Origin of the sequence: Phaeobacter sp. JH20_34 (genome assembly GCF_048056095.1) — a bacterium.
Classification (GTDB): Bacteria; Pseudomonadota; Alphaproteobacteria; order Rhodobacterales; family Rhodobacteraceae; genus Phaeobacter; species Phaeobacter bryozoorum.
Window position 1 is genome coordinate 483,956 of sequence record NZ_JAYMWT010000021.1, and the last position, 22,488, is coordinate 506,443.

A 22,488-nucleotide genomic window follows, 5' to 3' on the forward strand; every position below is an offset into this window, starting at 1 on the left:
CTAGTTGAAACCAATGGATTCAAGATATTCACGGTTGGCCCGCGCATCCCCCACCGGGTCGGGATCCAGCGTTGGATCGCAATCCTGCTCCACCGTACACCAGCCGGAAAATCCAGCGTCTAAAAGCAGTTGCCTCACCGCCGGAAAATCCACATCACCCTCGCCGAGATTGCAGAAAATCCCCTGCCCGCAGGCATCATAGAAGTTCGTCCGCTTGGCGATCACATCGGCTTTCACCTTCGGGTCGATATCCTTGAAATGCATATAGCTGATACGATCCATGTGCCGTTTCATGAAAGCGACGGGATCAAAACCGGCGTAGGAATGGTGGCCGGTGTCAAAACAGATCTTCAGGATCCTGTCGTCGACCTCATCCAGCAGCCGCTCCAGCTCCGGCTCGAAATCCATGAACCCCGCCGCATGGGCGTGGATGCCGACGGTGAGACCGTAGTCCTCGGTGCCAATCCGCGCGACGGTGGCGAGCCGGTCACGGAATGCCGACCATTCGTCGCGATCCATCTGCTCGGCTTCATCAGCGCGGCCAGCAGTCGGCGCACGGCGCGGCGAGATCGAATCGATCAGCACCAGATGCTCGGCTCCATGGGCTTTCAACGCCTTGCAGGTGCGGTGCGCCCCGTCCAGCACATCCTCCCATTGGGCCGGATCGTGGAAGGCACGGAAGACGACGCCACCGATCAGTTCCAGATCATGCTCGGCGAGCGCGTCCCTCAGGATCGCAGGGTCCTCAGGCATATACCCAACTGGTCCTAATTCGATCCCCTTGTAGCCAGCATCGGCGCAGTCCTTCAGAACGCTGCGCCATTCCGGATTGCGGGGATCCTGTGCAAATTCCACCCCCCAGGAGCATGGGGCATTGCCAATTCTGATCGTCATTTTGCAGTGCTTTCTTAGATGCTTAGAACTTTGATACGGTTTGCCACGACCGGGCCTTGGACGACGCCATGGCAGCGGCAATCACCTGATTTACGGCCACGCCATCCTCGAATGTCGGCCAAATCGGTGTCTGTGTCTCAATCGCGCGCAGGAAGTCACGCGCCTCGATCAGGATCTGATCCTGATAGCCAGTGCCATGTCCAGGGCCCTGGCAGAACGGCAGATAGTCGGGATGCGCGGGACCGGTCAGGATCTTGCGGAAGCCACGGGTAGCGTCCTCGCCCTCGCTGAGGTAGAGCCAAAGTGCGTTCTGATCCTCCTGGTCAAACCTGATCGCACCCTTTGTTCCCGTAATTTCATAGGCATAGCCCATCTTGCGGCCCGTCGCGATCCGGCTGAAAAACATCTGCCCCATTGCCCCACCGGCAAAGCGGCACATCATCTGGCCCTGATCGTCATTGGTGACAAGGCCACCGGGGCGGTCGCTATGGACGGTCTCAACCTCAGCAATCAGCTCTGCTATCGGCCCGATCAGCGCTATCGCTGCATTGATCATATGCGGGGCAAGATCCCCCATCGTGCCATTCGCCTCTCCTTTGGTCCGCCAGCTCGCCGGGGTATGGGGATCGGCATAGAAATCCTCGGTATGTTCGCCACGAAACCAGGTGACCTCGCCGATCACGCCATCTGCAATCAGCTGGCGGGCAAATTGGCTAGCCGGTGTACGGATGTAATTAAAGCCTACCATGTTGGGACAGCCCGAAACCCGGGCCGCCTCGACCATCGCACGGCTGTCCGCCAGCGAAGCGCCGAGAGGTTTTTCACAGAAAACCGGTTTACCCAGCGCAAAGGCCGCCGCTGCCACCGCACGATGTGTCTGCTGCGGGGTCGCAATCACAATCGCCTCAACCTTTGGGTCATTGACCAATACCTGCCAGTCATCCGTCGCACGACGAAAACCATAGGCCCGCCGATATCGCTCTGCACTGGTGGGGGTTGAGGCACAGACCATCTCCAGCCGTGGGCGCAAAGACGTATCGAACACCGCCCCCACTGCGGCCATCGCGACGGCATGAGCCTTGCCCATGTACCCACCGCCTAGAATTCCGATACCGATTTCGGTCATTCAGGCCTCCCAATCCATGAAATTCGATTTGCAACCGGTTGCAAAACTTGTATCTTGGGATTCGATATCTCGCAAGATCAAATCGACCCGACCACCGACCATCCCAGGGATCCCTGCCTATGACGACGCCGCCGAATACGATAAGATTGACCACCGCCCAGGCCATCATCCGATGGCTCTCCAATCAGTTCATTGTGATCGACGGGGAGGAAATGCGCCTCTGCGGCGGCGGCTTCGGGATCTTCGGCCATGGCAACGTAACCTGCCTCGGAGAAGCCCTTTATGAAGCGCGCGAGGCGCTGCCGCTCTATCGCGGCCAGAATGAACAGAGCATGGGATTTGCCGCCGCGGGATACGCCAAACAATGGCTGCGCCAACGCTTCATGTTCTGCACGGCAAGTGCCGGTCCCGGCACATCGAATCTGGTGACCTCGGCAGCGCTGGCGCACGCCAACCGGCTGCCGATGTTGATGCTCTGCGGTGATACCTTCCTGACCCGCCTGCCCGATCCGGTGTTGCAGCAGATGGAGAACTTCGACGATCCGACCTTTGGCGTGAATGATGCGTTCAAGCCTGTGTCGCGCTACTGGGACCGCATCACCCATCCGGCGCAGATCATCCAGTCCCTGCCCGCCGCGATTGCCACGATGCTGGATCCCGGCGACTGTGGCCCGGCCTTCCTCGGCCTGCCACAGGACGTCCAGGGCTGGACCTATGATTACCCGGAAGTTTTCTTTGAAAAGAAGACCCATCGCATTCGCCGTATCACACCGGACACCGCCGAGATTGCCGAAGCCGCAGCAGCGCTGCGCGGTGCCAAACGCCCGATGATCATCGCAGGCGGTGGCGTGCAATACAGCCGCGCGGTGGCTGAGCTGACCGCCTTTGCCGAGGCCCATCAGATCCCCGTCGTAGAAACCATCGCAGGCCGCGCCAACCTGCGCGACACCCATCCGCTGAACATCGGCCCGATTGGCGTGACCGGGTCGGACAGCGCCAATGCCATCGCGGCAGAGGCGGATGTGATCCTCGCAGTGGGCACAAGGTTGCAGGACTTCACCACCGGTTCCTGGACCGCATTTGCGCAGGATGCCCAGTTCATCTCGATCAATGCGGCACGCCATGATGCAGGCAAGCACTGTGCATTGCCGGTTGTCGGTGACGCCCAGCGCGCCCTGCTCGACCTCGGCTCCGCTTGCCAAGGCTACAGCGCCCCGCAGGACTGGGTGGTCCGCGCACAGGAGGAACGACGCAGCTGGGTCGCCTATGTGGCTGACAATATATCCTATGGCGACAACCGGCCCAATTCCTATGCCCAGGCCATCGGCGTGGTGAACGCGCTCTGCGACCCGCGCGACCGCGTCGTGGCAGCGGCGGGCGGCCTACCCGCCGAGGTCACCGCCAACTGGCGCACGCTGGAACCTGGCACGGTCGATGTCGAGTTCGGATTTTCCTGCATGGGCTATGAAATCTCCGGTGCCTGGGGAGCTCGCATCGCCCAAACCGAGCGTGAGCCGGAGCGTGACACCATCGTCTTTGTCGGCGATGGCTCATATATGATGCTGAACTCTGATATCTACTCCAGCGTACTGAGCCGAAAGAAACTGATCATCCTCGTGCTCGACAATGGCGGTTTCGCCGTCATCAACAAGCTGCAGAACAATACGGGCAACACCAGTTTCAACAATCTTCTCGCCGATTGCCCGACCATCCCTGAGGCCTTTGGCGTGGATTTCGCCGCGCATTCAGCCGCTATGGGCGCGATTGCGGAAACGGTCGCCAATCCGGGCGAGCTGGCAGAGGCCTTCAAGCGTGCTCAGGGCAACGACCGAACCACCGTCATCGTGATGAACGTCGATGCCTACGAGGGCTGGACGACGGAAGGTCACGCCTGGTGGGAAGTCGGCACGCCGCATATCACCAACAATCCCGATGTGCAGGAGGCCCATGTCGAATGGGAATCCAGCCGCAGCAAACAACGGCGGGGGGTCTGATGAACACCCCATCCAAAGCCCATGGCGATCTGTCAGGGCGCAACTTCCTGGTCATCGGGCGGGTGGGCATGGATCTTTGTCCAACCCCGGCAGGCACCGCAACAAAAGATGCCCAAGACATGATGGTGGCGATGGGCGGCAGCAGCGCAAATATCGCCGCTGGACTGGTCAAAATGGGATGCCGTGCCGCGCTGGTCACCAGCATCTCAGACGATGCCGTGGGTTGGTATTGCCTGAACCAGCTGGATCACTACGGGATCGACCGGACTCACGTGAAACGCATCACCGGCGAATATCGGACATCGCTTGCGATTTACGAAAGCGTTGTGGAAGACCACCAGAGCGTGATCTACCGCAACAACGCCGCCGACTTTCAGATGACCATCGCTGATGTCGAGGCGGTGGATTACAGCCAATACAGCGCGCTGATCACCGCAGGCACGGTCTTTGCTGCCGAACCATCGCGCAGCGCGACCTTCCGCGCCTTTGAACTGGCGCGCGCTGCGGGCTTACCAATCATTTTTGACGTCGATTACCGGCCCTACAGCTGGCCCTCGGCCGAGGTGGCCGCTGATTTTCTGTCGCGTGCTGGTGAGTTGTCCGACATCATCGTCGGCAACGACGAAGAATTCGGGTTCATGGCCGGTGGCGTTGACATGGGGCTCGCCAAGGCGCGCAGCCTTGCGCAAACCACCGCCTCCGTCGTGGTTTACAAGATGGGTCCAGAGGGCGCCATCACCTTTGCCGACGGGCAGGAAATCCGCACCGGCATCTACCCTGTTGATGCGCTGAAGCCAACCGGCGCGGGCGACAGCTTCATGGCCGGCTTCCTCGCCGCGCTTTCCGAAGGACGCCATACGAAAGAGGCCATTCTACGCGGCTCCGCCTGTGCCTCCGTTGTTGTAGCCAAACCCGGCTGCGCCCCGGCGATGCCCGATCTTGCTGCGCTGGAGGCGTTCCTCGCAACGCACCCCGGCGCCACCGAAATCTGAAAGGACCCCCCCATGCATATCGCCCCCCATGACAACCAGAACAAAGCCATCGTCGATGCCGACAACGATCTGGTGCCGCTCAACTATTTCAACATCGTCAAGCTGACCAAGGGCCAGACATTCGAATATCAGGTCCCCGGATATGAGACCTGCATCGTTCCCGCCACCGGTACCGTGGATATCGAAGTGGAAGGTCTGAGCTATGCCGGGATCGGCAACCGAACCGCGGACGTCTGGGATGGCGAACCAGAAGGCGTCTATATCCCGGTCGGCGCAAAGGTCACGATAACCTGCACCACCGACGCAACGGAAACCTTCGTTGCCGGTGCAAAATACGACAAGGTTCTGGAGCCGTTCGACGTCCGTGCGGATGGCATCGACCTCGTGCAATACGGATCTGATGACACCAAGACTCACCGGAAGATCAAACATATTCTCGGACAGAAGCAGCATGACAAGGTCGGACGCCTGCTGGTTTCGGAGTTGTTCACTGTGGGTCAAGGCGGCTGGTCCGGCTTTCCGGCGCACAAGCACGACACCGATCGCAAGGACGCCGATGGCAATATCATCGAAACGCGTCATGACGAGACCTATAACTTCCGCTTCCGCCCCAACCATGGTTCCGGCGTCCAGATCCTGCAACGCGAAGAAGGCAAGCCGGGGGATGCTTACCAACTGATGGACGGCTCTACCATCATGATCGACAGGGGCTATCACCCCTGCGCCGTGATGCCGGGATATGAGATGTATTATTTCACCATCCTTGGCGGTCTGAGCCAGCGCAGCCTGATCCAGTATTTCCAGCCAACTCATGCCTATCAGGTCGAAACGATCCCCGGCATCAAGGATATGGTGGCCAAGTTCAAATGACCGTTGCAACTCTGGCTGAGGTCCTGCAACCGGCCCTGCGCGATGGCTATGCCGTCGCCGGGCTGGTGACGCTGGGCTGGGAAGACATGCGCGCCTATGTGGCAGCGGCAGAGGCCGAAGGCGTGCCTGTGATCTTGCAGGCGGGGCCATCCTGTCGCGCCCATACGCCGCTGCCAATCCTGGGCAAGATGTTCCACCATCTGGCCGAGGCCGCATCGGTTCCGGTGGTTGCACATCTCGATCATGGCTACACCCCAGAGGATTGCCGTATTGCCATCGACAGCGGCTTTACCTCCGTGATGTTCGACGGCTCTCGCAAACCTCTTGAGGACAATATCGCCGAAACCGCTGCCATCGCCGAAATGGCCCATGCCGCAGGTGTCTCATGCGAGGGTGAAATCGGATTTGTCGGCTACTCGGGCGGCGAAGGGTCGGCAGGAACTGATCCTGAAGAGGCCCGCCGCTTTGCACTGGAAACCGGCGTGGACGCGATGGCAATCTCTGTCGGCAATGTGCATCTGCAACAGGACAAGGACGGCGGGCTGGATATTGACCGGATCCGCGCCATCGAGGGCCTCACCGAGGTGCCGCTGGTCATCCATGGCGGCTCCGGCGTACCGGTCGCACAGCGCAGAATGCTGGCCCGCGAGTCGCGTATCTGCAAATTCAATATCGGCACCGAATTGCGCATGGCTTTCGGCGCCGCCATGCGCGATGCGGTCAACCGGGACCCGGACCGCTTTGACAGGGTCAGCATCCTGTCGGAAACCCACGATCCGGTCGTTGCCGCGGCGCGCGGCGTTCTTCGCGCCTTCAAGGGAGAAACACAATGTTGAATATCGGCCTTCTGGGCTGCGGGCGCATCGGTCAGGTCCACGCCCGTTCTGTGGGACAATTGGACGGCGTGCGTGTGACAGCCGTCGCCGATGCCGTGCCGGAAGCCGCCAGCGGGCTGGCCAGCAAGATCGGTGCGGATGTGCGCGAGGCCTCGGCGCTGATCACCAGCGCGGACGTAGACGCGGTGGTGATTGGCACACCCACCGATACCCATTACGATCTGATCCATCAGGCCGCAGCGGCGGGTAAGGCAATTTTCTGCGAAAAACCGGTCGATATGTCCGCCGACCGCATCCGTGATTGCCAGAAGGTGGTGGCGGAGGCAGGGGTTGCGTTCCTGACCGCGTTCAACCGACGGTTTGACCCCAACTTTGCCAATCTGCAGCAGCGTCTGCGCGCGGGCGAGATTGGTGATGTGGAGATCGTCTCGATCCTGTCGCGCGATCCCTCTCCGCCCCCGGTCAGCTACATCAAGACCTCAGGCGGGTTGTTCCGGGATATGATGATCCATGATTTCGACATGGCGCGTTTTCTGCTGGGCGAAGAGCCAATTCAGGTCTTCGCCGTCGGCTCGGCCCTGGTCGACCCGGCTATTGGCGCGGCAGGTGACGTGGACACTGCCGCCGTCACCCTGACCACGGCCAGCGGAAAGATCTGCCAGATCTCGAACTCGCGCCGGGCCACCTATGGCTACGATCAGCGGGTTGAGGTACATGGCTCCAAAGGGATGCTGCGCGCTGCCAACATGCTGGAAAACACGGTCGAGGTTGCCGGGGCCAATGGCTTCCAGACAGCGCCCGCGCAGCATTTCTTCCTTGAGCGCTACGAGGCTGCCTATCGCAACGAAATGGCCCGCTTCGTCGAGGCTGTTCAGGCAGGCACCACCCCGTCGCCCAGTATCGACGACGGGCTTCGCGCTCAGATGTTGGCCGATGCCGCCGCCAAATCGCTTGAGACGGGGACACCGGTCAAACTGTAGCGGGTCAGATCATTATGCCCGGCGGCGCGCGTCTTGCGCCGCCAGCGCTTCGTTGAAACGCTCGGGCGGCCAGCCCTCAGCCAGCGCCTGATGCAGCAAATCCGCCTGCGTCTGCGGGGCCAGGCCTCCCGTCGGCGGATCTCTATCCAGATTGGTCGGAAAGGAATAGCCCTCGGCGCAGGCTGCGATTGCCGCGGCGCGCTCCGCCTCTGGCATCGCGCCCTCAGCCTCCAATTGCACCAGCGCCGGATAAAGCCGCTCGGACATGCCGAACCGATCCACGGTTTCCATCGCGCGACCAAAGGCAGACGAGACCTGCAACAAATTCGCCATGCGCTGGACATCCTGCGACCGGTTGGCGCCTGCGGCATGAAACAAAGCCGGGTTGAAAAACACCGCATCGCCCTTGGCCAGTGGCAGCTGGACATAGCGCTCCTCGAAATAGGCGCGGAAATCCGGCCGCCGCCAGGCCACATAGCCCTCCCGGTATCTCTGCGAGAACGGCAGCAGCTTGGTTGGGCCACTTTCAACAGGCATGTCCCCATGGGCGACCGCCCCCTGCAAGGTCAGAACCGGCGACAGATCATGCACATGGGCTGGATACTGCGAGGATGTTTCCGCCGTTTGAAAGCCCAGATGATAGTCGCGATGCGCCTGCTGGGCCTCACCGCCCGGCCGAACCAGATTGATCTGCGCCGTCATCTGGTAGTTCGGCCCCAGCCAAGCCTCGCAAACTGCGGCCAACGCCACATTACCAAAGTAACGCGCGAAGACCTCCGGCGCGGCCTCGCAGAGTTTCTGAAGAGAGTTCCAGATCCGGTCATTCGAGCCTGCCGCCGCGAAGTGATCCGCACCGCCACCATTGGCCAGCTTCTCGTGTGCGATGATCTGTTCATATATCGCGCTCGCGCTGTCGATAGCAGCCGTGTCCTGATAGGCCTGTTTCAGCACCAATACGCCGGCCCCTTCGCGCAAACCCTGCGCCCATTCCGCCATCAGCCGCCGCCGGTCATCACTGTTGCCGAGCATCCCGCTGAGGGCCGTCATGTCGTAGATCGGGATATTCTTCACGATGGCACCCGCGAGCGGCACCTGATCCGCCGTCAAATCCTGTTCAACCAGCTTCCGAAAATCACTCAAGTCACATCCGGCAGGGTCGAAATAGGTATCTCCTCTTCTTGCTGCTCTGTCCGCCATCCCTGTTCTCCTTTGCGTGGTTTCAAATCTCCTGCCATCAGACTGCCGGTGTAATCACTTGTGGTCAGCCGCATGATCCATCAAAAATACATCAATGAGCCATCGCTTCCCGATTAAGGATATCGCTCGGCAGTCCGGGCTGAGCACGGCAACCGTGGACCGCGTCCTGAACGGGCGCGCCAATGTCAGCGCCCGCAGTCGCGCCAGGGTCGCGGCGGCCATCGCCGAGCTGGAGGGCCAGGAACAGCAGCTCTCAGCCCGTGGGCGACGCCTCTATTTCGACGTTGTTGTCGAGGCTCCCGAACGGTTCAGCCGGGAAATCCGTCTCGCGACCGAGGCCGTCCTTCCAACCATCGGTCCGGCGGTGATCCATACCCGCTACAGTTTCCGACAGATTATGTCCGCCGATGACTGCGTTGAAATCCTCGGGCAGATCGCCCGGCGCGGCAGCCATGGGGTAGTGCTGAAGGCACGGGATCTGCCTCAGATTATTGCAACGGTGGCCGAACTGGACAGCAAAGGCATTCCTGTTGTCTGTGTCTTTACCGACCTGCCAAACAGCCCCCGCAGGCTCTACTGCGGGCCTAACAATTATGCGGCGGGCCAGTCTGCCGCCTACATGATCGACAAATGCCTTCCCGGCATCCCTGGCCCGGGCGCAACCATCCTGACCACCCTTAGCCAGATGGCATTCCACGGTGAGGAACAACGGCGGCGCGGCTTCTTGCGCGTCTTGCAGGAACGCCGCCCGGATCTGAGACTGGTCACCCTCAGTGCCGGTGCAGGCCTTGCGCTGGAAACCACGGAGCTGCTGCGTCAACGGCTGGCCGAACCGGATCTCGGCCGGATAGTGGCGGTCTATTCAATGGGCGGCGCCAATCGTGCCATCATCGAACAGCTGTGCGCCTTTGGCCACCAGCCCCGCGCCTATATCGCCCATGATCTGGATGCGGAAAATCGAACCCTGATGCGTCAGGGCAAGATCACCGTGGTCCTGCAACACGACATCGCCAGCGATATGCGCAATGCCTTTCTCAGCCTGCTCCATGCCAACCACATCCTGAAGGCACCTCCCCCCGCGACTCAGAGCAGGATCTCCATGGTTACGCCCTTCGACGCCAGCGAAAGCTGACCAAAGCGTGCCTTTATCGGCTTCTTCCGGAACACAGGAATATTTCTGCGCTGGCGCTTTCAACATAGCCTGCGACGCAAATGCCCTTTTGATTGCAAGCGCCAGTCCTGGCGCTGAAAGGCCGTCTCGCCAAAGGCCGATTTTTCAGCCTCGAAGATGCAATTCTTGTTTCTCTTTGCGCTCATTCTTGGAATGCTTTCGACAATAGCCAGCAGGGAGAGCGGCATGAAAGTAGGATTTATTGGCCTTGGCAACGTCGGCGGCAAACTGAGCGGCAGCCTGCTGCGCAACGGTATCGACCTCAGCGTCTATGACCTGAACGACACGCTGGTCGCAAAGGCGGCCGAGGCGGGAGCGACGGCAGCGAAGAACCCCGCCGAATTGATGCGCAGCTGTGACGCGGTGATCACCTGCCTGCCGTCGCCTGCGGCCTCGGATCAGGTTATGCAGCAGATGCTGCCGGAGATTGGCCCCGGCAAGATCTGGATGGAGATGTCCACCACCGATGAGGCAGAGGTCAAACGCCTCGGCGAGCTGGTGGCGCAGGCGGGCGGCACAGCCGTAGACTGCCCGGTGTCGGGCGGATGCCACCGGGCCGATACCGGAAACATCTCGATCTTCGCCGGATGTGACCGCGAAACCTTCGAACGGATCGTCCCCCTGCTGAAAACCATGGGGCGGCGCATTCTGCACACTGGGCCGATCGGCTCGGCGTCGGTGCTGAAAGTCATCACCAATTATCTGGCCACCGCCAACCTGCTGACCTGCTGCGAGGCGCTGGTCACGGCCAAGGCTGCAGGCATGGATCTCAACACCGCCTATGAGGCGATCAAGATCTCCTCCGGCACCTCATTCGTGCATGAAACGGAAAGCCAGGTGATCCTGAATGGATCCCGCGATATTTCCTTCACCATGGATCTGGTTTCAAAGGATATCGGCCTGTTTCAGGCAGTGGCGGATCGGCATAACGTCCCCCTCGAAATCAACCCGTTGATGATCAAGATCTTCAAGGACGGCGAAGCCCGTTTCGGCAGCCGCGAATTGTCGCCAAACATCATCCGGCGGCTGGAAGAGGCAACAGGGTTAGACATCAGAGCGCCCGGATTTCCGGCTGAGATGGTCGACGACGAGCCGGAGGAACCGGGTTACGAGGTGATCCCCACGGGCCGCAACGCAGCTACCGGCAGCTAAACCTCCGATACGGAAAATGGTAGTGGGGGCGTCTGGCGGTGCCCCCCTTTAGGCACCTGTGCCCGGTGCGTTGGCTCGCGGGCTAGTTGCGCATAGTTCCGCCGACACATCCTATAGAGTCTTGCCAGACTCATTTTTCCCGAATTACGGTACTATTGTCCGTATTATGGGATTCACATGCAGGACCGTCAGATCCTCCTTCTGGAAGCGGTAGCGTCGTCCGCGACGCCAGTGAGCGCAAGCGAGCTGGCCAGAATGACGGCGACCCCTCGGGCCAGCCTCTATCGCCATATTGCCACCCTGCTGGCCTGCGGGTTCCTGGAAGAGATCGACACCGGCAACCGTTACGTATTGGGCATGCGGTTCATCAAGATTGCGCTGACCGGAAAATCGGACACCCATGTGATCAACGCGGTCTCCGCCGTGCTGCTACGGGTGGTCAAAGACCTGGGAGAAACCGCATTTCTGGCGCGCTACCGAGCTGGACGCGTTGACCTCATCCATACGCAGGTCCCGACAGATCCTTCTGTTCCCCATATCTACCCCGGGTTGGGCGCGCGTCCGGTTCATGCCTGCTCCTCGGCCAAGGTTATTGCCGCCTTTCTGGCACCGGAGCTCCAGTGTGATCTGATTGAAACGCAACCCACGCGCTTTACCGACAAGACCCGCACCGACCCCGAGCAGATCACCCGCGAATTGCAGCAGGTGCGCCGCCACGGCTATGCAACCTGCGACGGCGAGATCGACGTCGGTGTCACCAGCATCGCCGTACCAATCATTATTGATCGTCTCGGCGCGGTTTTTTCCATGGGCGTGGTCGGGCCATCTGCCCGCATCACTCCGGCCATTCACCCCCGAATTCTGCCAATTTTGTCGAAAGAAGCCTTTCACGCCGCTGCGGCCATTCAGCATTGCTCGGTCGTTGAGGCGGAAACCACAAATGCCATGTCACTGGCTGCAGCAAAGGAAAGGTCGAACCAACAACACTGAATTTATTGAAGGGAGAAAGAACATGAACAGAAGAGAATTCGGCGGGCTGACCGCTGCTGCTGCACTGGCCATGGCCGGTCCGTTTCGCGCCTTTGCAGACGAGACCTGCCAATCCCCCTATATGCCCAAGATTACGGGCCAAGAAGAATTTGTGTACGTCTGGACCCTCGGTGTCGAGGGGATGGGCGACGAGCAGGACAAGATGGTAACCGTCGACCTCCGCCCTGGCTCATCCACGCGCGGAGAGGTCATCCACAGCCTCTCTGTAGGGGGCCGAAACGAGGCCCATCATGGCGGCTTCTCCGCAGATCGTCGGTATTTCTGGACCGGCGGGCTTGATACCAATCGCATCTTCATCTTTGACATTCACAGCGACCCGGCGGCCCCCAAGCTGCACAAGGTGATTGAAACCTTCGTCGCCGATTCCGGCGGTGTGGTTGGTCCCCACACGTTTTTTGCCCTGCCCGGCAGCATGATGATCACCGGGCTCAGCAATCAGGACGATCACGGCGGTCGCACGGCGCTGGTCGAATATAACGATGATGGAGATTACGTCGCCACCTACTGGATGCCCAACGCAGATGACATGCAGGGTGCCGTTGCGGTGGATGGCGCGGTTGCCGATGGCTACGGCTACGATATCCGCGCGCTGATCCGCAAGAATGTCATGCTCACCTCCTCCTTCACGGGCTGGTCCAACTACATGATGGATTTTGGCCAGATGTTGCAGGATCCCGAAGCGATGAAACGCTTTGGAAACACGATGGTGCTGTGGGATCTGCACACCCGCCAGCCCCGCAAGGTGTTCAATGTGCCCGGCGCACCGTTGGAAGTGCGCTTTCCCTGGGGTCCGAATGCCAATTATGCCTTCTCCACCACCGCGCTCACCTCGCAGCTGTGGCTGATCTACGAAGACGATGATGGCGAATGGCAGGCCAAATCGGTCGCGGATATCGGCAACCCGGAGGACATCCCCCTGCCCGTCGATATCTCCATCGCTGCGGATGACCAGACGCTCTGGGTCAATTCCTTCATGGATGGCAAAACCCGCCTATTTGACATCTCGGACCCGCATAACCCGTCGCAAATCTACGAGAAGACCATCGACCGGCAGGTCAATATGGTCAGCCAGAGCTGGGATGGCAAACGGGTCTATTTCTCGTCGTCGCTGCTCGCCAACTGGGACAAGAAGGGCGAGGATGATGTGCAGTATCTGCGCGCCTATACATGGGACGGCACAGATCTGGTCGAAGATTTCAATATCGACTTCTATGCCGCTGGATTGGGCCGCGCTCACATCATGCGCTTTGGCAGCTCTGCGCTTTACTCAGCCTGACTGCCAGTTCCCGGGGCGGCCAGCTGCCGCTCCGGTCTCCCCTTGCGGACCTAAACTTGCCGGAGGATCTCCATGCGCAAGACAACACTCGCTGTTTCCATTACCGCCGCTGCGGCCTTGCTGACGGGCGTTGTCGCCCTGGCCGACACCTGGCGTCCCTCAGATCTGCTCGCACGGTTGACACCTGCTGCGCTGCGGACCGCCACCACTCCCTTTTCCGATATCTTCCCGAGCGATCCCGCCTTCCAGTTCAGCCCACCGGAACCGGGATCCTATAGGCTGAACCGGCTGAAGCCCGCACCCGATGGCGCGGTTCTGACCACAAACGGAATACAAACCCGCCTGCACCAGCTGTTCGACGAGAAAATCACCCTCGTCAGCTTTGTCTATCTTACCTGTGGCGATGTGGACGGCTGCCCGCTGGCCTTCTCGACGCTTTATGACATTCATGATGCCAGCGCCCAGCTGCCCGGACTGCGCCAGAAGGTGCAGCTGATGACCATCAGCTTTGACCCCGAGCGCGACACGGTAGAGGCGATCGCCGCTTTTGCCCACCCGGTCAGCAGCGACCCCGCCAGCGCGCAGAAACTGGACTGGCACGTCCTGACCACCGCTGACGCGGAGGCGCTGCGCCCCTTGCTGGATGGATTTGGCCAGGTGGTTGATCGCGGATCCTCGGATGATCAGATCAATCACCTGCTGCGGATGTATCTGGTCGACACCCAAGGCATGATCCGCAACGTCTATGGTCTTGGCCTGATCGACCCGCGCCTTTTGATGACCGACGTGGAGACCCTACTGATGGCGGAGGCCGCAGAGTGACCCGCCGCCCGCCTGCCTTGCTGCGCCAACGTCTTGCACCATGTGCTGCGCTTCTGGCTCTGCTCTGGACCGTCCCGGCATCGACTGCGGCGCCGCTACAGATCTCGGCGGAAACCTGTGAACGCTCGCCCGATAATTGGGCTGAAGCTGCGTCAAGACGTAGCCGGACGCCGCAGCTCGGCCTACCGCCATTGCAACATCCGGCCGACAACCCGCCCACAGCAGCACGCATTGCGCTTGGCCGACGGATCTTTTTTGATCGCGCCTTGTCGATCAACAACACCATGTCCTGCGCCATGTGCCATGTGCCGGAACAGGGATTTGCCAATTGGGAGCTGGCGACCTCCATCGGCGTCGAGGGCCGCAGCGTGAAGCGCAATGCTCCCAGCCTGATCAATGTCGGCCTGCTGCGGCCCCTGTTTCATGATGGGCGCGACCCTACACTGGAAACCCAGTTCATCGGACCGCTCACCGCTCGTAACGAGATGGCAAACCCATCGGTGGGCCACGTGGTTGCCTATCTTCAGGAGCAGGCTGACTATGACCGATTGTTTCGCGAGGCATTTGGTGCCTCCGCGTCTCTGGATCGCATAGGTATGGCGCTCGCGGCCTACCAGCGCGCGTTGACGCTGGGCAACAGCTCGTTCGATCGGTGGTTTTATGGCGGCGACAGCGCTGCTGTTTCTTCGGCCGCCAAACGTGGTTTTGACGTCTTTCGCGGCAAGGCAGGCTGCGTCTCCTGCCACAGCATCGGACCAGATGACGCGCTCTTCACCGATCAGCAGTTCCACGACACAGGCTACGGGCAGATGCGCGAACTGGCGCGACAGAACCCGCCCGAAACCCTGCCGGTTCAGGTCGCTCCCGGCGTGGTCCATCAGATCGACTACGCGCTAGTTCGCGCCGTCAGCGGTCCGCGGGAGGCCGATTTGGGGCGCTACGAAGTCACCGAGGATCCACGCGACCGATGGCGTTTCCGCACGCCGACGCTGCGCAATCTCGCCGTCTCGCCGCCCTATATGCACGACGGCGGGTTCGGCACCCTTGCTGAGGTGATCGACTTCTACAATGGTGGCGGTGCCAATCTGCCCGGTCAGGATCCGCGCATTCGACCGCTCGGTCTGACCGATGGCGAACAGCGAGACCTGCTGAGCTTCCTCGAGACGCTCACCTCTTCGGGACTGGACTGCCTCGTCGCGGAGGCACGCCAGCGATAGGCGCCGAACCGCCCGCGAAACCGGTCGGGCGTCCTGAAATCGCCCAAACTCCATGATCAATAGCCGAAACAGACCTGAAGAGGGCGCGTCTCACTCTAGGTGATAGCCGCGAAACTCCTTCACCGTAGAAACCGCCAGCAAGGTCTTCATCTGTGCGACCGACGGGATGTCCGACAACCGGTTGCGATAGAGGTTTTCATAGGTTTCCGTATTGCGCGCCGCGACGCGTATCAGATAGTCGAACTCGCCCGAAATCAGGTGGCATTCCAACACCTCGGGCATATGGGCGATAGTGTTCTCAAAGGCCTGGATATGCTCGCGCTGCTGACCGACCAGCTTGATCTCGATAAAGATCTGAAGCTCCAGACCAATCTTCTTGCGATCCAGCCGCGCGGCATAGCCTTCGATCATACCGCTGGCTTCCATCAACTTGACACGACGGTGACATGCGGACAAAGACAGCCCTACTTTCTCCGAGAGGCGCGCCATTGATATCTGACCATCCTGCTGTAGGGCGGAAAGAATACGAGAATCCAGCATGTCCATCGGAAATTTTCCCAATACTTAATCGTTATCCGCACATTTTTCCGAAATTTTCCGAATAGGCAAGGAAATCGAGAACCTTTCCTATCAACAACGTCATAAAATTGAGACACTTCGTCACAGGGATGACGTAACCAAGGGAGGGGCAGATGGCCTCAAAAATCGTAGTTGGCTACGACGGCAGCACGAGCGCGCGGAGTGCGCTCAACTTTGCGCTGGGTGTAGCAAAGGCACAGGGCGGCAGCATCGTAGTCGCGCATGTGCTGGAATGGTCACCATATTCTTTTCTATCCGCAGCCGAGCTGGCAGAGCGCCACAAGCGCCGCACCGAAGAGCTTGAACGCGCCGAGACCGCGCTGATCCAGCCCCTGCTCAAGGATCTTGAGACCAGCGGTGTCGAGGTCACGGCCACCGTGAAATACGGCAATATCGCCGAGGTTCTCGTGTCCATCGCGAAGTCCGAAGGGGCCAATCACGTGGTTATCGGGCGCACCGGCCATTCCGCATTGTCATCGCGGCTGTTTGGTTCGGTCGCAGGCAGTCTGGCGCAGGCCGCGCCGGTTCCGGTCACCATTGTCCCATAACTGATCGACAGGGGTCATCATGAACAGTTTTTCCAAAGCGGCCGCACTGGCCGTCCCCGGCGCCCTAGTGCTGTCGGGTCCGCTAATGGCACAGAGCATCGACCAGAAGGTCAACGATCTCTTTGCCAGTTCCACGGGCTGGTTTGTCAATTTCATCTTCAGCCCATTTCCGGGCACCAGCTTCCCGTGGATCGTGGCATGGCTGGTAATTGCAGCGACGATTTTCACCATCTATTTCGGCCTGATCCAGTTCCGCGCCTTCCCGCACTCGATCTCGCTGGTGAAGGGCGACTACTCCGACCCGAATGACGCAGGCGAGGTCAGCCATTTCCAGGCTCTGGCCACCGCGCTTTCCGGCACCGTTGGCCTTGGCAATATCGCAGGCGTCGCGGTTGCGGTTGGCATCGGTGGTCCTGGCGCAACCTTCTGGATGATCCTCGCGGGTCTGATGGGGATGGCGTCGAAATTCACCGAATGTACGCTCGGTGTGAAATACCGCAACGAATACCCTGACGGCACAGTTTCCGGTGGCCCGATGTACTACATGACCAAGGGCTTTGCTGCGCGTGGCCTGCCCGGGGGCAAGTTCATGGCGGTCCTGTTCTCGATCTTCTGCATTCTGGGCGCCCTTGGTGGCGGCAATATGTTCCAGGCCAACCAGGCCCATGCCCAGCTGACCAATGTTCTGGGCGACTATCCGGGCTGGGTCACCGGCGTTATCTTCGCTGGTGTCGTCTTTGCCGTGATCATTGGTGGCCTGAAGTCGATCGCCAAAGTCACCGAAAAAGTGGTGCCGTTCATGGGCGTGCTCTATGTGCTGACCGCGCTGGTGATCATCCTGATGAACTTTGACAAAATCGGCTGGGCCTTTGGCCAGATCTTCGACGGTGCCTTTACCGGTCTTGGCGTTGCGGGCGGCATGGTTGGCGCACTGATCCAGGGCTTCAAACGCGCGGCCTTCTCCAACGAAGCGGGCGTTGGCTCCGCGGCAATTGCCCACTCCGCCGTGCGGACCAAGGAGCCGATCACCGAAGGTTTCGTCTCGCTCTTAGAGCCGTTCATCGACACCGTGGTGATCTGCACCATGACCGCCTTGGTGATCATCATCACCGGCCAGCTGGTCAGCAACCCTGAAACCGGTCTCTACGTGCTGAACGAGGCAGGAAGCGCGATCCAGACCGTGGATGGCAATTCCGGCGTGGCTCTGACATCTGCGGCCTTCTCGTCCGCATTTGGCTGGTTCAAGTATATTCTTGCCATCGCGGTGATCCTGTTTGCCTTCTCCACCATGATCAGCTGGTCCTACTACGGCCTCAAAGCCTGGACCTTCCTGTTCGGTGAGGGCAAGACCACTGAACTGGTCTTCAAGGTGATCTTCTGCCTGTTTGTCATCATCGGCGCCGCGGCCAGCCTGGGTCCGGTCATCGACTTCTCCGATGCGGCAATCTTTGCCATGGCCGTGGTGAACATCGTCGCGCTCTACTTCCTGATGCCAATCGTCAAGGGTGAGCTGAACAGCTACATGGCACGCCTCAAGACCGGTGAAATCAAGAAGTTCCAGTAACAAAGCAGCAACCCGGCCGCCGATGGTGGCCGGGTTATTAGGCTGATCCGTCGCCGCGATTGTGCCGACCTTCGGACAGCAACACCCGCGCCTCATGGCTGCGCAAGGACCGCCGCGCCGTCGGAAAGGCCTGCCCCATACTCTCCAGCTCCGGGAACAGTTGGCAAAGCTCTGACCGCTGGGCCATATCCATCCCCGCCAGTGTCAGGTCACCGGGCTGAAAACTCTCGCTCCAGGCTCCATCGGCGCAGATGATTTCGTGCTGATCGAAGAGCAGATGAATATAGGTCACATCCAGTGTTCGCGCCCGGCGGATATCGCGATCGTTGATCAGATGCACAGCCGCCACCAGCACCTCGTTTGAGCCGAACAGCAGTTCGGCACGGCTTCCCGTCAGCAGCATCCTGTGTTGCGGTGACACCATCATATCCCGGTTCGGCACAAGCTCGGCCCCCTCCCGGCCGAGCGCCCCGGCCTCAATCAGGATCGGTTGGAACTGAGGGCGGCGTGCCAACTCTGCCGTTGTAACCACCCGTCGCGCGGTCCAGCGCAGGGTTTGCAACCCGCTGTCGCGCGTCAGGACGCGATCACCAATCTCCAGATCCTCGACCGGAACCGCACCCTGCGGTGTCAGGACAAGGCTGCCCGGCGTAAAACAGGGAATGACCTCTTCGATGTTATAGAAGGTCAACGTTCCAATGGTGTCGTTGTTGTTGTTCGTGACCTCGACCCGGCCGTCCTCTCGGTCAGCGCTGGTATAGATGATCCGGGTGTTTCCAAGCGCGCGCAGCTCGCTGATATCAAGCCGGTCGTAATCATCACCACCTTCGCCACCATCGACGATATCCCCGGCCCCGCCGATCAACAGATCCCGGTCATCCTCGCCGTATAGGCTGTCCGCACCCGCACCGCCGATCAGCGTATCAGCGCCGCTTCCGCCTTCGATGATGTCATCTTCGCTGCCGCCATCCAGCGAATCGCCGCCTGCGCCGCCACTCAGCTGGTCATAGCCCTCGCCGCCCAGCAACGTGTCATTGCCGACGCCGCTGTTCATCACGTCGTCGCCACGGCCACCTTCGCCATAAAAGGATGACCCGGCGGTGCTCCCATCGAGATAGTCATTGCCATCGTCGAGGAAGATGCGGTCGGAATCTTCATAGACACCGATAAAGGCGAGGTCGTCGCCATCGCCGCCATGGATCTCATCATTGCCCTGGCTGCCCGCCAGAATGTCATTGCCAGCCCCGCCCCAGACGGTGTCGGTCCCCATGCTGCCGATCAGCGTGTCATTGCCGTCTTCACCATAAATCAGGTCATCCTGATCGCGGCCAAAGACATGGTCGTCCCCTTCACCAGCATAGATCAGATCGTTGCCATAGAGCCCTTCGAGCTGGTCATTGCCAGCCCCGCCATAGATCGTGTCATCGCCATAGCCTGCGGTGATCGTATCGTTGCCATCGCCGCCCAACAGCAGATCGTTATCGTCGCCGCTGCTAAGCGAGTCATGCCCGATACCACCTTCCAGCGTGTCGCGCCCGGCGCCGCCCTCCAGCGTGTCGCTACCGATGCCACCTTGCAGCAGATCATCACCGGCGCCGCCCTGTAGCAGATCGTTCCCATCGCCGCCAAACAGGGTGTCCGACCCGATACCCCCTTCGACCGAGTCATCGCCGGCACCTGCATCGACCCGGTCATCCCCCTCACCTGCGATAACCGTATCATTGCCGCCGCCGGCCTCGATCACGTCGTCCTGGGAGCCATCAGCCGCGTCGGCGCTGTCGACCCGATCGCCTTCGGGATCGCCCAGGTAGTTGACGTCGATGCGCTCGCCGGAATCGGTGCCTTCGACGATGTAATCCAAGGCCGGCGGGATCGTGAACGTCAGATCGGACAGTCCCGCTCCGCCGGAAACAGGTGCGTCCCCCCCATTGTCAAAGATCACATCCAGCTGCGAAACGGGGCCGTCGATTGCAACACCGATATCGGCGGCTGTGCTGCCCTCAGCCTCGATCGAGACCGTGCCATCGGCGTTGACCGTGACCTGATGGTGGGTAACCCCGGTCAACCCGGCAATGATCTGCGATGCGGGGATCAACACACCGCTTGCGTCCAGCACCCGAAGCGTAAATTTATCGTCATTCGAACTGCCGTTCGAATTCACATGCTGAAGATCAAACCGTAAATTGGTGACAGGATTGGAGAACCCGTAACTTGCGGTGATGGGATCGCTGACGCCAAAGGCACCGAAATCGGAAACCGCGTAGCCATCCTGCGAACTGTCCCAGCTGTCCGCTGTGAACGTGCCTGTCACAACCGTGGTATTGCCGCCTTCACTCAGTGAGGTAGACCCACTTTGCGCGGTGCCGTTGATGCCGGTCAACCAGATCGCATTGTCAAGAATGGCCATGTCTCGCGTCTACCTTGTACCTAACAATTAACTCCGCTCCAGCAACAGCAGCGGACACCCCGCGCCGATACAGCCGGCGCCCCCGATGACGCGCCCGCGCCCAGATCCCACAGGCGGCGCGCTGTTCGGGTCCAGGGAAAAACACATCCAACGGCCAAGATTTACCCGGCAAACACGTCCAACACAGGACCGCTCTGGGACCGGTGCTGGCCCATTTTGCGGTCAGAATATGGCGAAACGCCGGACCGGTGCCGCTGCGATGGTCCGCGCGACAGGGCTACGGCTAGAGTTTTCAATGCAAAATCAATAGCAGCGGCGGCCAAAACCTGACTAAACTGCGGTCATGCAGCGCGCAGATGGTCGCGACGTCTGCTCAATGAAAATGACTTCGTTAACAGGGACAAACAACATGCTTCAGGAATTCAGAGATTTCATTGCCAAGGGCAATGTGATGGACATGGCCGTCGGCATCATCATCGGCGCCGCCTTTACCGCGATCGTCAGCAGCATGGTCAACGACCTGATCAACCCCATCATCGGATTGTTCACTGGCGGGATCGATTTCACCAACTCCTACCTGGTCCTTGCGGGCAACGTCCCTGAAGGTGCCAGCCTGGAGGCCGCACGTGAGGCAGGCGCCGCTGTGTTTGCTCACGGTGCCTTTGTGATGGCCGTGATCAACTTTCTGATCATCGCATTCGTGGTGTTCATGCTGGTGCGCTACGTCAACAAGGTCAAAGACGCCGCTTTCCGCAAGCAGGAAGCCATGCCCGCCGAGGAAGCCCCCGCCGGCCCCACAGAGCTGGATGTCCTGTTGGAAATCCGCGACTCCCTGAAACGGTAAGCAGACACAGACGATCCGCAGGTGGCATCCTGCGGCCGGTCGGACTAAGGCCACACCTCGGGCACCGGCGACCTCGTGTTGCCGGTGATCGGGCATTCCTTTGAGACAATGGCAGGGACCAGACAACAACATGGAAGAATGGATCGAACAATTGGGCGCGCTCTGGCCCTTGCTAATCAGTGCGGCCAAGGCGCTGGTTGTGCTGGTGCTTGGCTGGATAACCGCCGGTATCATCAGCAGCACCGTGCGCCGTCGCATCAACGCTACGCCACATCTGGATCAAACACTCGGTAATTTTGCCGCCAGTGCCGTCCGCTGGATATTGCTGGCCATCGTGCTGGTCGCCGTGCTTGGCATCTTTGGGATAGAGGCCACCAGCCTGGTCGCCATGCTCGGCGCTGCGACCCTGGCGATTGGCCTTGCTCTCCAGGGAACGCTGAGCGATCTGGCTGCGGGCGTCATGCTGGTTCTATTTCGCCCCTACAAGCTCGGCCAGTATGTCGATATCGGCGGCACCTCCGGCACCGTGGTTGACCTGAACCTCTTCGTGACCGAACTGGTCACACCGGACAACGTCCAGATCATCATTCCCAACGGTCAGGCCTGGGGTGCAATCATCACCAACTACTCTGCCCATGACACCCGCCGCGTGGATATGGTCTTTGGTATCGACTACGGCGACAGTGCCGATGACGCCAAGGAGATCATCATGGCCCTCGCCGAGGCCGATACACGGGTCATGGCGGATCCTGCTCCTTGGGTCCGGGTGACCAATCTTGGCGACAGCTCGGTCGATCTCACCGCACGTCTGTGGTGCAAGGCCGCGGATTATTGGGAGCTGAAGTTCGCAATGACCCAAGCCGTCAAAGAGGCTTTTGACGACAAGGGCATCTCAATCCCCTACCCGCACAGCGTGGAAATCAAGAAAGAGGGCTGATCTCCCGGCAGCCGCCCCGGATCTACGTGCAG

General features: G+C 60.2%; 20 protein-coding genes and 1 pseudogene. 15 read left to right on the plus strand and 6 right to left on the minus strand.

What is annotated here, in order from left to right; all coding sequences use genetic code 11:
• Window positions 1–894: a sugar phosphate isomerase/epimerase family protein gene (locus tag VWZ81_RS16910; protein WP_340544752.1), complete on the minus strand. Its 894-nt coding sequence runs from the start codon at window positions 892–894 to the stop codon at window positions 1–3.
• 22 nt (window positions 895–916) lie between these two features.
• Window positions 917–2,020 (minus strand): Gfo/Idh/MocA family protein, encoded by a 1,104-nt coding sequence (locus tag VWZ81_RS16915; protein WP_416543206.1) that lies wholly within the window; start codon window positions 2,018–2,020, stop codon window positions 917–919.
• Window positions 2,021–2,139: 119 nt separating this feature from the next.
• Between VWZ81_RS16915 and iolD the strand changes: the two genes are divergently transcribed.
• Genes iolD through iolG form a run of 5 tightly spaced genes read left to right on the plus strand, consistent with a single transcriptional unit; the run spans window position 2,140 to window position 7,692 of the window.
• Window positions 2,140–4,014: a 3D-(3,5/4)-trihydroxycyclohexane-1,2-dione acylhydrolase (decyclizing) gene (gene iolD, locus VWZ81_RS16920; protein WP_416543205.1), complete on the plus strand. Its 1,875-nt coding sequence runs from the start codon at window positions 2,140–2,142 to the stop codon at window positions 4,012–4,014.
• Window positions 4,014–5,006 (plus strand): 5-dehydro-2-deoxygluconokinase, encoded by a 993-nt coding sequence (gene iolC / locus VWZ81_RS16925; protein ID WP_416543204.1) that lies wholly within the window; start codon window positions 4,014–4,016, stop codon window positions 5,004–5,006. The genes iolD and iolC overlap by 1 nt, the downstream gene beginning before the upstream one ends.
• Window positions 5,007–5,018: 12 nt before the next feature.
• A complete protein-coding gene (locus tag VWZ81_RS16930; RefSeq protein ID WP_340544748.1) occupies window positions 5,019–5,876 on the plus strand; it encodes a 5-deoxy-glucuronate isomerase in 858 nt (285 codons plus the stop codon).
• Window positions 5,873–6,712, plus strand: a complete 840-nt coding sequence (locus VWZ81_RS16935; protein WP_416543203.1) for a class II fructose-bisphosphate aldolase — start codon at window positions 5,873–5,875, stop codon at window positions 6,710–6,712. The genes VWZ81_RS16930 and VWZ81_RS16935 overlap by 4 nt, the downstream gene beginning before the upstream one ends.
• Entirely contained in the window at window positions 6,706–7,692 is a 987-nt protein-coding gene (gene iolG / locus VWZ81_RS16940; protein ID WP_416543202.1) for an inositol 2-dehydrogenase, read from the plus strand. The genes VWZ81_RS16935 and iolG overlap by 7 nt, the downstream gene beginning before the upstream one ends.
• Before the next feature lie 12 nt (window positions 7,693–7,704).
• On the opposite strand, the gene VWZ81_RS16945 is transcribed toward iolG, so the two are convergent.
• Window positions 7,705–8,889 (minus strand): phytanoyl-CoA dioxygenase family protein, encoded by a 1,185-nt coding sequence (locus tag VWZ81_RS16945; RefSeq protein ID WP_416543201.1) that lies wholly within the window; start codon window positions 8,887–8,889, stop codon window positions 7,705–7,707.
• Between the two features lie 94 nt (window positions 8,890–8,983).
• Between VWZ81_RS16945 and VWZ81_RS16950 the strand changes: the two genes are divergently transcribed.
• The 6 genes from VWZ81_RS16950 (at window position 8,984) to VWZ81_RS16975 (ending at window position 15,577) form a co-directional block, all read left to right on the plus strand.
• Window positions 8,984–10,021 (plus strand): LacI family DNA-binding transcriptional regulator, encoded by a 1,038-nt coding sequence (locus VWZ81_RS16950; RefSeq protein ID WP_416543200.1) that lies wholly within the window; start codon window positions 8,984–8,986, stop codon window positions 10,019–10,021.
• Between the two features lie 225 nt (window positions 10,022–10,246).
• A complete protein-coding gene (locus tag VWZ81_RS16955) occupies window positions 10,247–11,212 on the plus strand; it encodes an NAD(P)-dependent oxidoreductase (protein ID WP_416535857.1) in 966 nt (321 codons plus the stop codon).
• 177 nt (window positions 11,213–11,389) lie between these two features.
• Entirely contained in the window at window positions 11,390–12,202 is an 813-nt protein-coding gene (locus VWZ81_RS16960) for an IclR family transcriptional regulator (protein WP_416543199.1), read from the plus strand.
• A 22-nt stretch (window positions 12,203–12,224) separates the two neighbouring features.
• Complete coding sequence (locus VWZ81_RS16965) at window positions 12,225–13,538, plus strand: selenium-binding protein SBP56-related protein (protein WP_416543198.1); 1,314 nt, start codon at window positions 12,225–12,227, stop codon at window positions 13,536–13,538.
• A gap of 72 nt (window positions 13,539–13,610) precedes the next feature.
• A complete protein-coding gene (locus VWZ81_RS16970) occupies window positions 13,611–14,360 on the plus strand; it encodes an SCO family protein (RefSeq protein ID WP_340544736.1) in 750 nt (249 codons plus the stop codon).
• Entirely contained in the window at window positions 14,357–15,577 is a 1,221-nt protein-coding gene (locus tag VWZ81_RS16975; RefSeq protein WP_416543197.1) for a cytochrome-c peroxidase, read from the plus strand. Before VWZ81_RS16970 ends, VWZ81_RS16975 begins: the two co-directional genes overlap by 4 nt.
• Before the next feature lie 90 nt (window positions 15,578–15,667).
• Here the strand turns inward: VWZ81_RS16975 and VWZ81_RS16980 are convergent, their stop codons facing one another.
• On the minus strand, window positions 15,668–15,988 hold the full coding sequence (locus tag VWZ81_RS16980) for an Lrp/AsnC family transcriptional regulator (protein WP_416543219.1): 321 nt from the start codon (window positions 15,986–15,988) through the stop codon (window positions 15,668–15,670).
• A gap of 3 nt (window positions 15,989–15,991) precedes the next feature.
• Window positions 15,992–16,123: pseudogene (locus tag VWZ81_RS16985) on the minus strand (AsnC family transcriptional regulator); the annotation flags it as partial.
• Between the two features lie 146 nt (window positions 16,124–16,269).
• Here VWZ81_RS16985 and VWZ81_RS16990 point away from each other — a divergent pair.
• Together VWZ81_RS16990 and VWZ81_RS16995 are read left to right on the plus strand one after the other, a co-directional pair.
• On the plus strand, window positions 16,270–16,704 hold the full coding sequence (locus VWZ81_RS16990; RefSeq protein WP_416535851.1) for a universal stress protein: 435 nt from the start codon (window positions 16,270–16,272) through the stop codon (window positions 16,702–16,704).
• 19 nt (window positions 16,705–16,723) lie between these two features.
• A complete protein-coding gene (locus VWZ81_RS16995) occupies window positions 16,724–18,268 on the plus strand; it encodes an alanine/glycine:cation symporter family protein (RefSeq protein ID WP_340544732.1) in 1,545 nt (514 codons plus the stop codon).
• A 37-nt stretch (window positions 18,269–18,305) separates the two neighbouring features.
• On the opposite strand, the gene VWZ81_RS17000 is transcribed toward VWZ81_RS16995, so the two are convergent.
• The gene (locus VWZ81_RS17000; RefSeq protein WP_416543196.1) at window positions 18,306–20,675 is read right to left on the minus strand and encodes a Hint domain-containing protein; all 2,370 of its coding nucleotides are present in this window, start codon (window positions 20,673–20,675) and stop codon (window positions 18,306–18,308) included.
• A gap of 409 nt (window positions 20,676–21,084) precedes the next feature.
• Here VWZ81_RS17000 and mscL point away from each other — a divergent pair, with 409 nt between their 5' ends.
• Together mscL and VWZ81_RS17010 are read left to right on the plus strand one after the other, a co-directional pair.
• Window positions 21,085–21,519: a large conductance mechanosensitive channel protein MscL gene (gene mscL, locus VWZ81_RS17005; RefSeq protein ID WP_340544729.1), complete on the plus strand. Its 435-nt coding sequence runs from the start codon at window positions 21,085–21,087 to the stop codon at window positions 21,517–21,519.
• A gap of 130 nt (window positions 21,520–21,649) precedes the next feature.
• Complete coding sequence (locus VWZ81_RS17010) at window positions 21,650–22,456, plus strand: mechanosensitive ion channel family protein (RefSeq protein WP_340544728.1); 807 nt, start codon at window positions 21,650–21,652, stop codon at window positions 22,454–22,456.
• Window positions 22,457–22,488 lie beyond the last annotated feature (32 nt).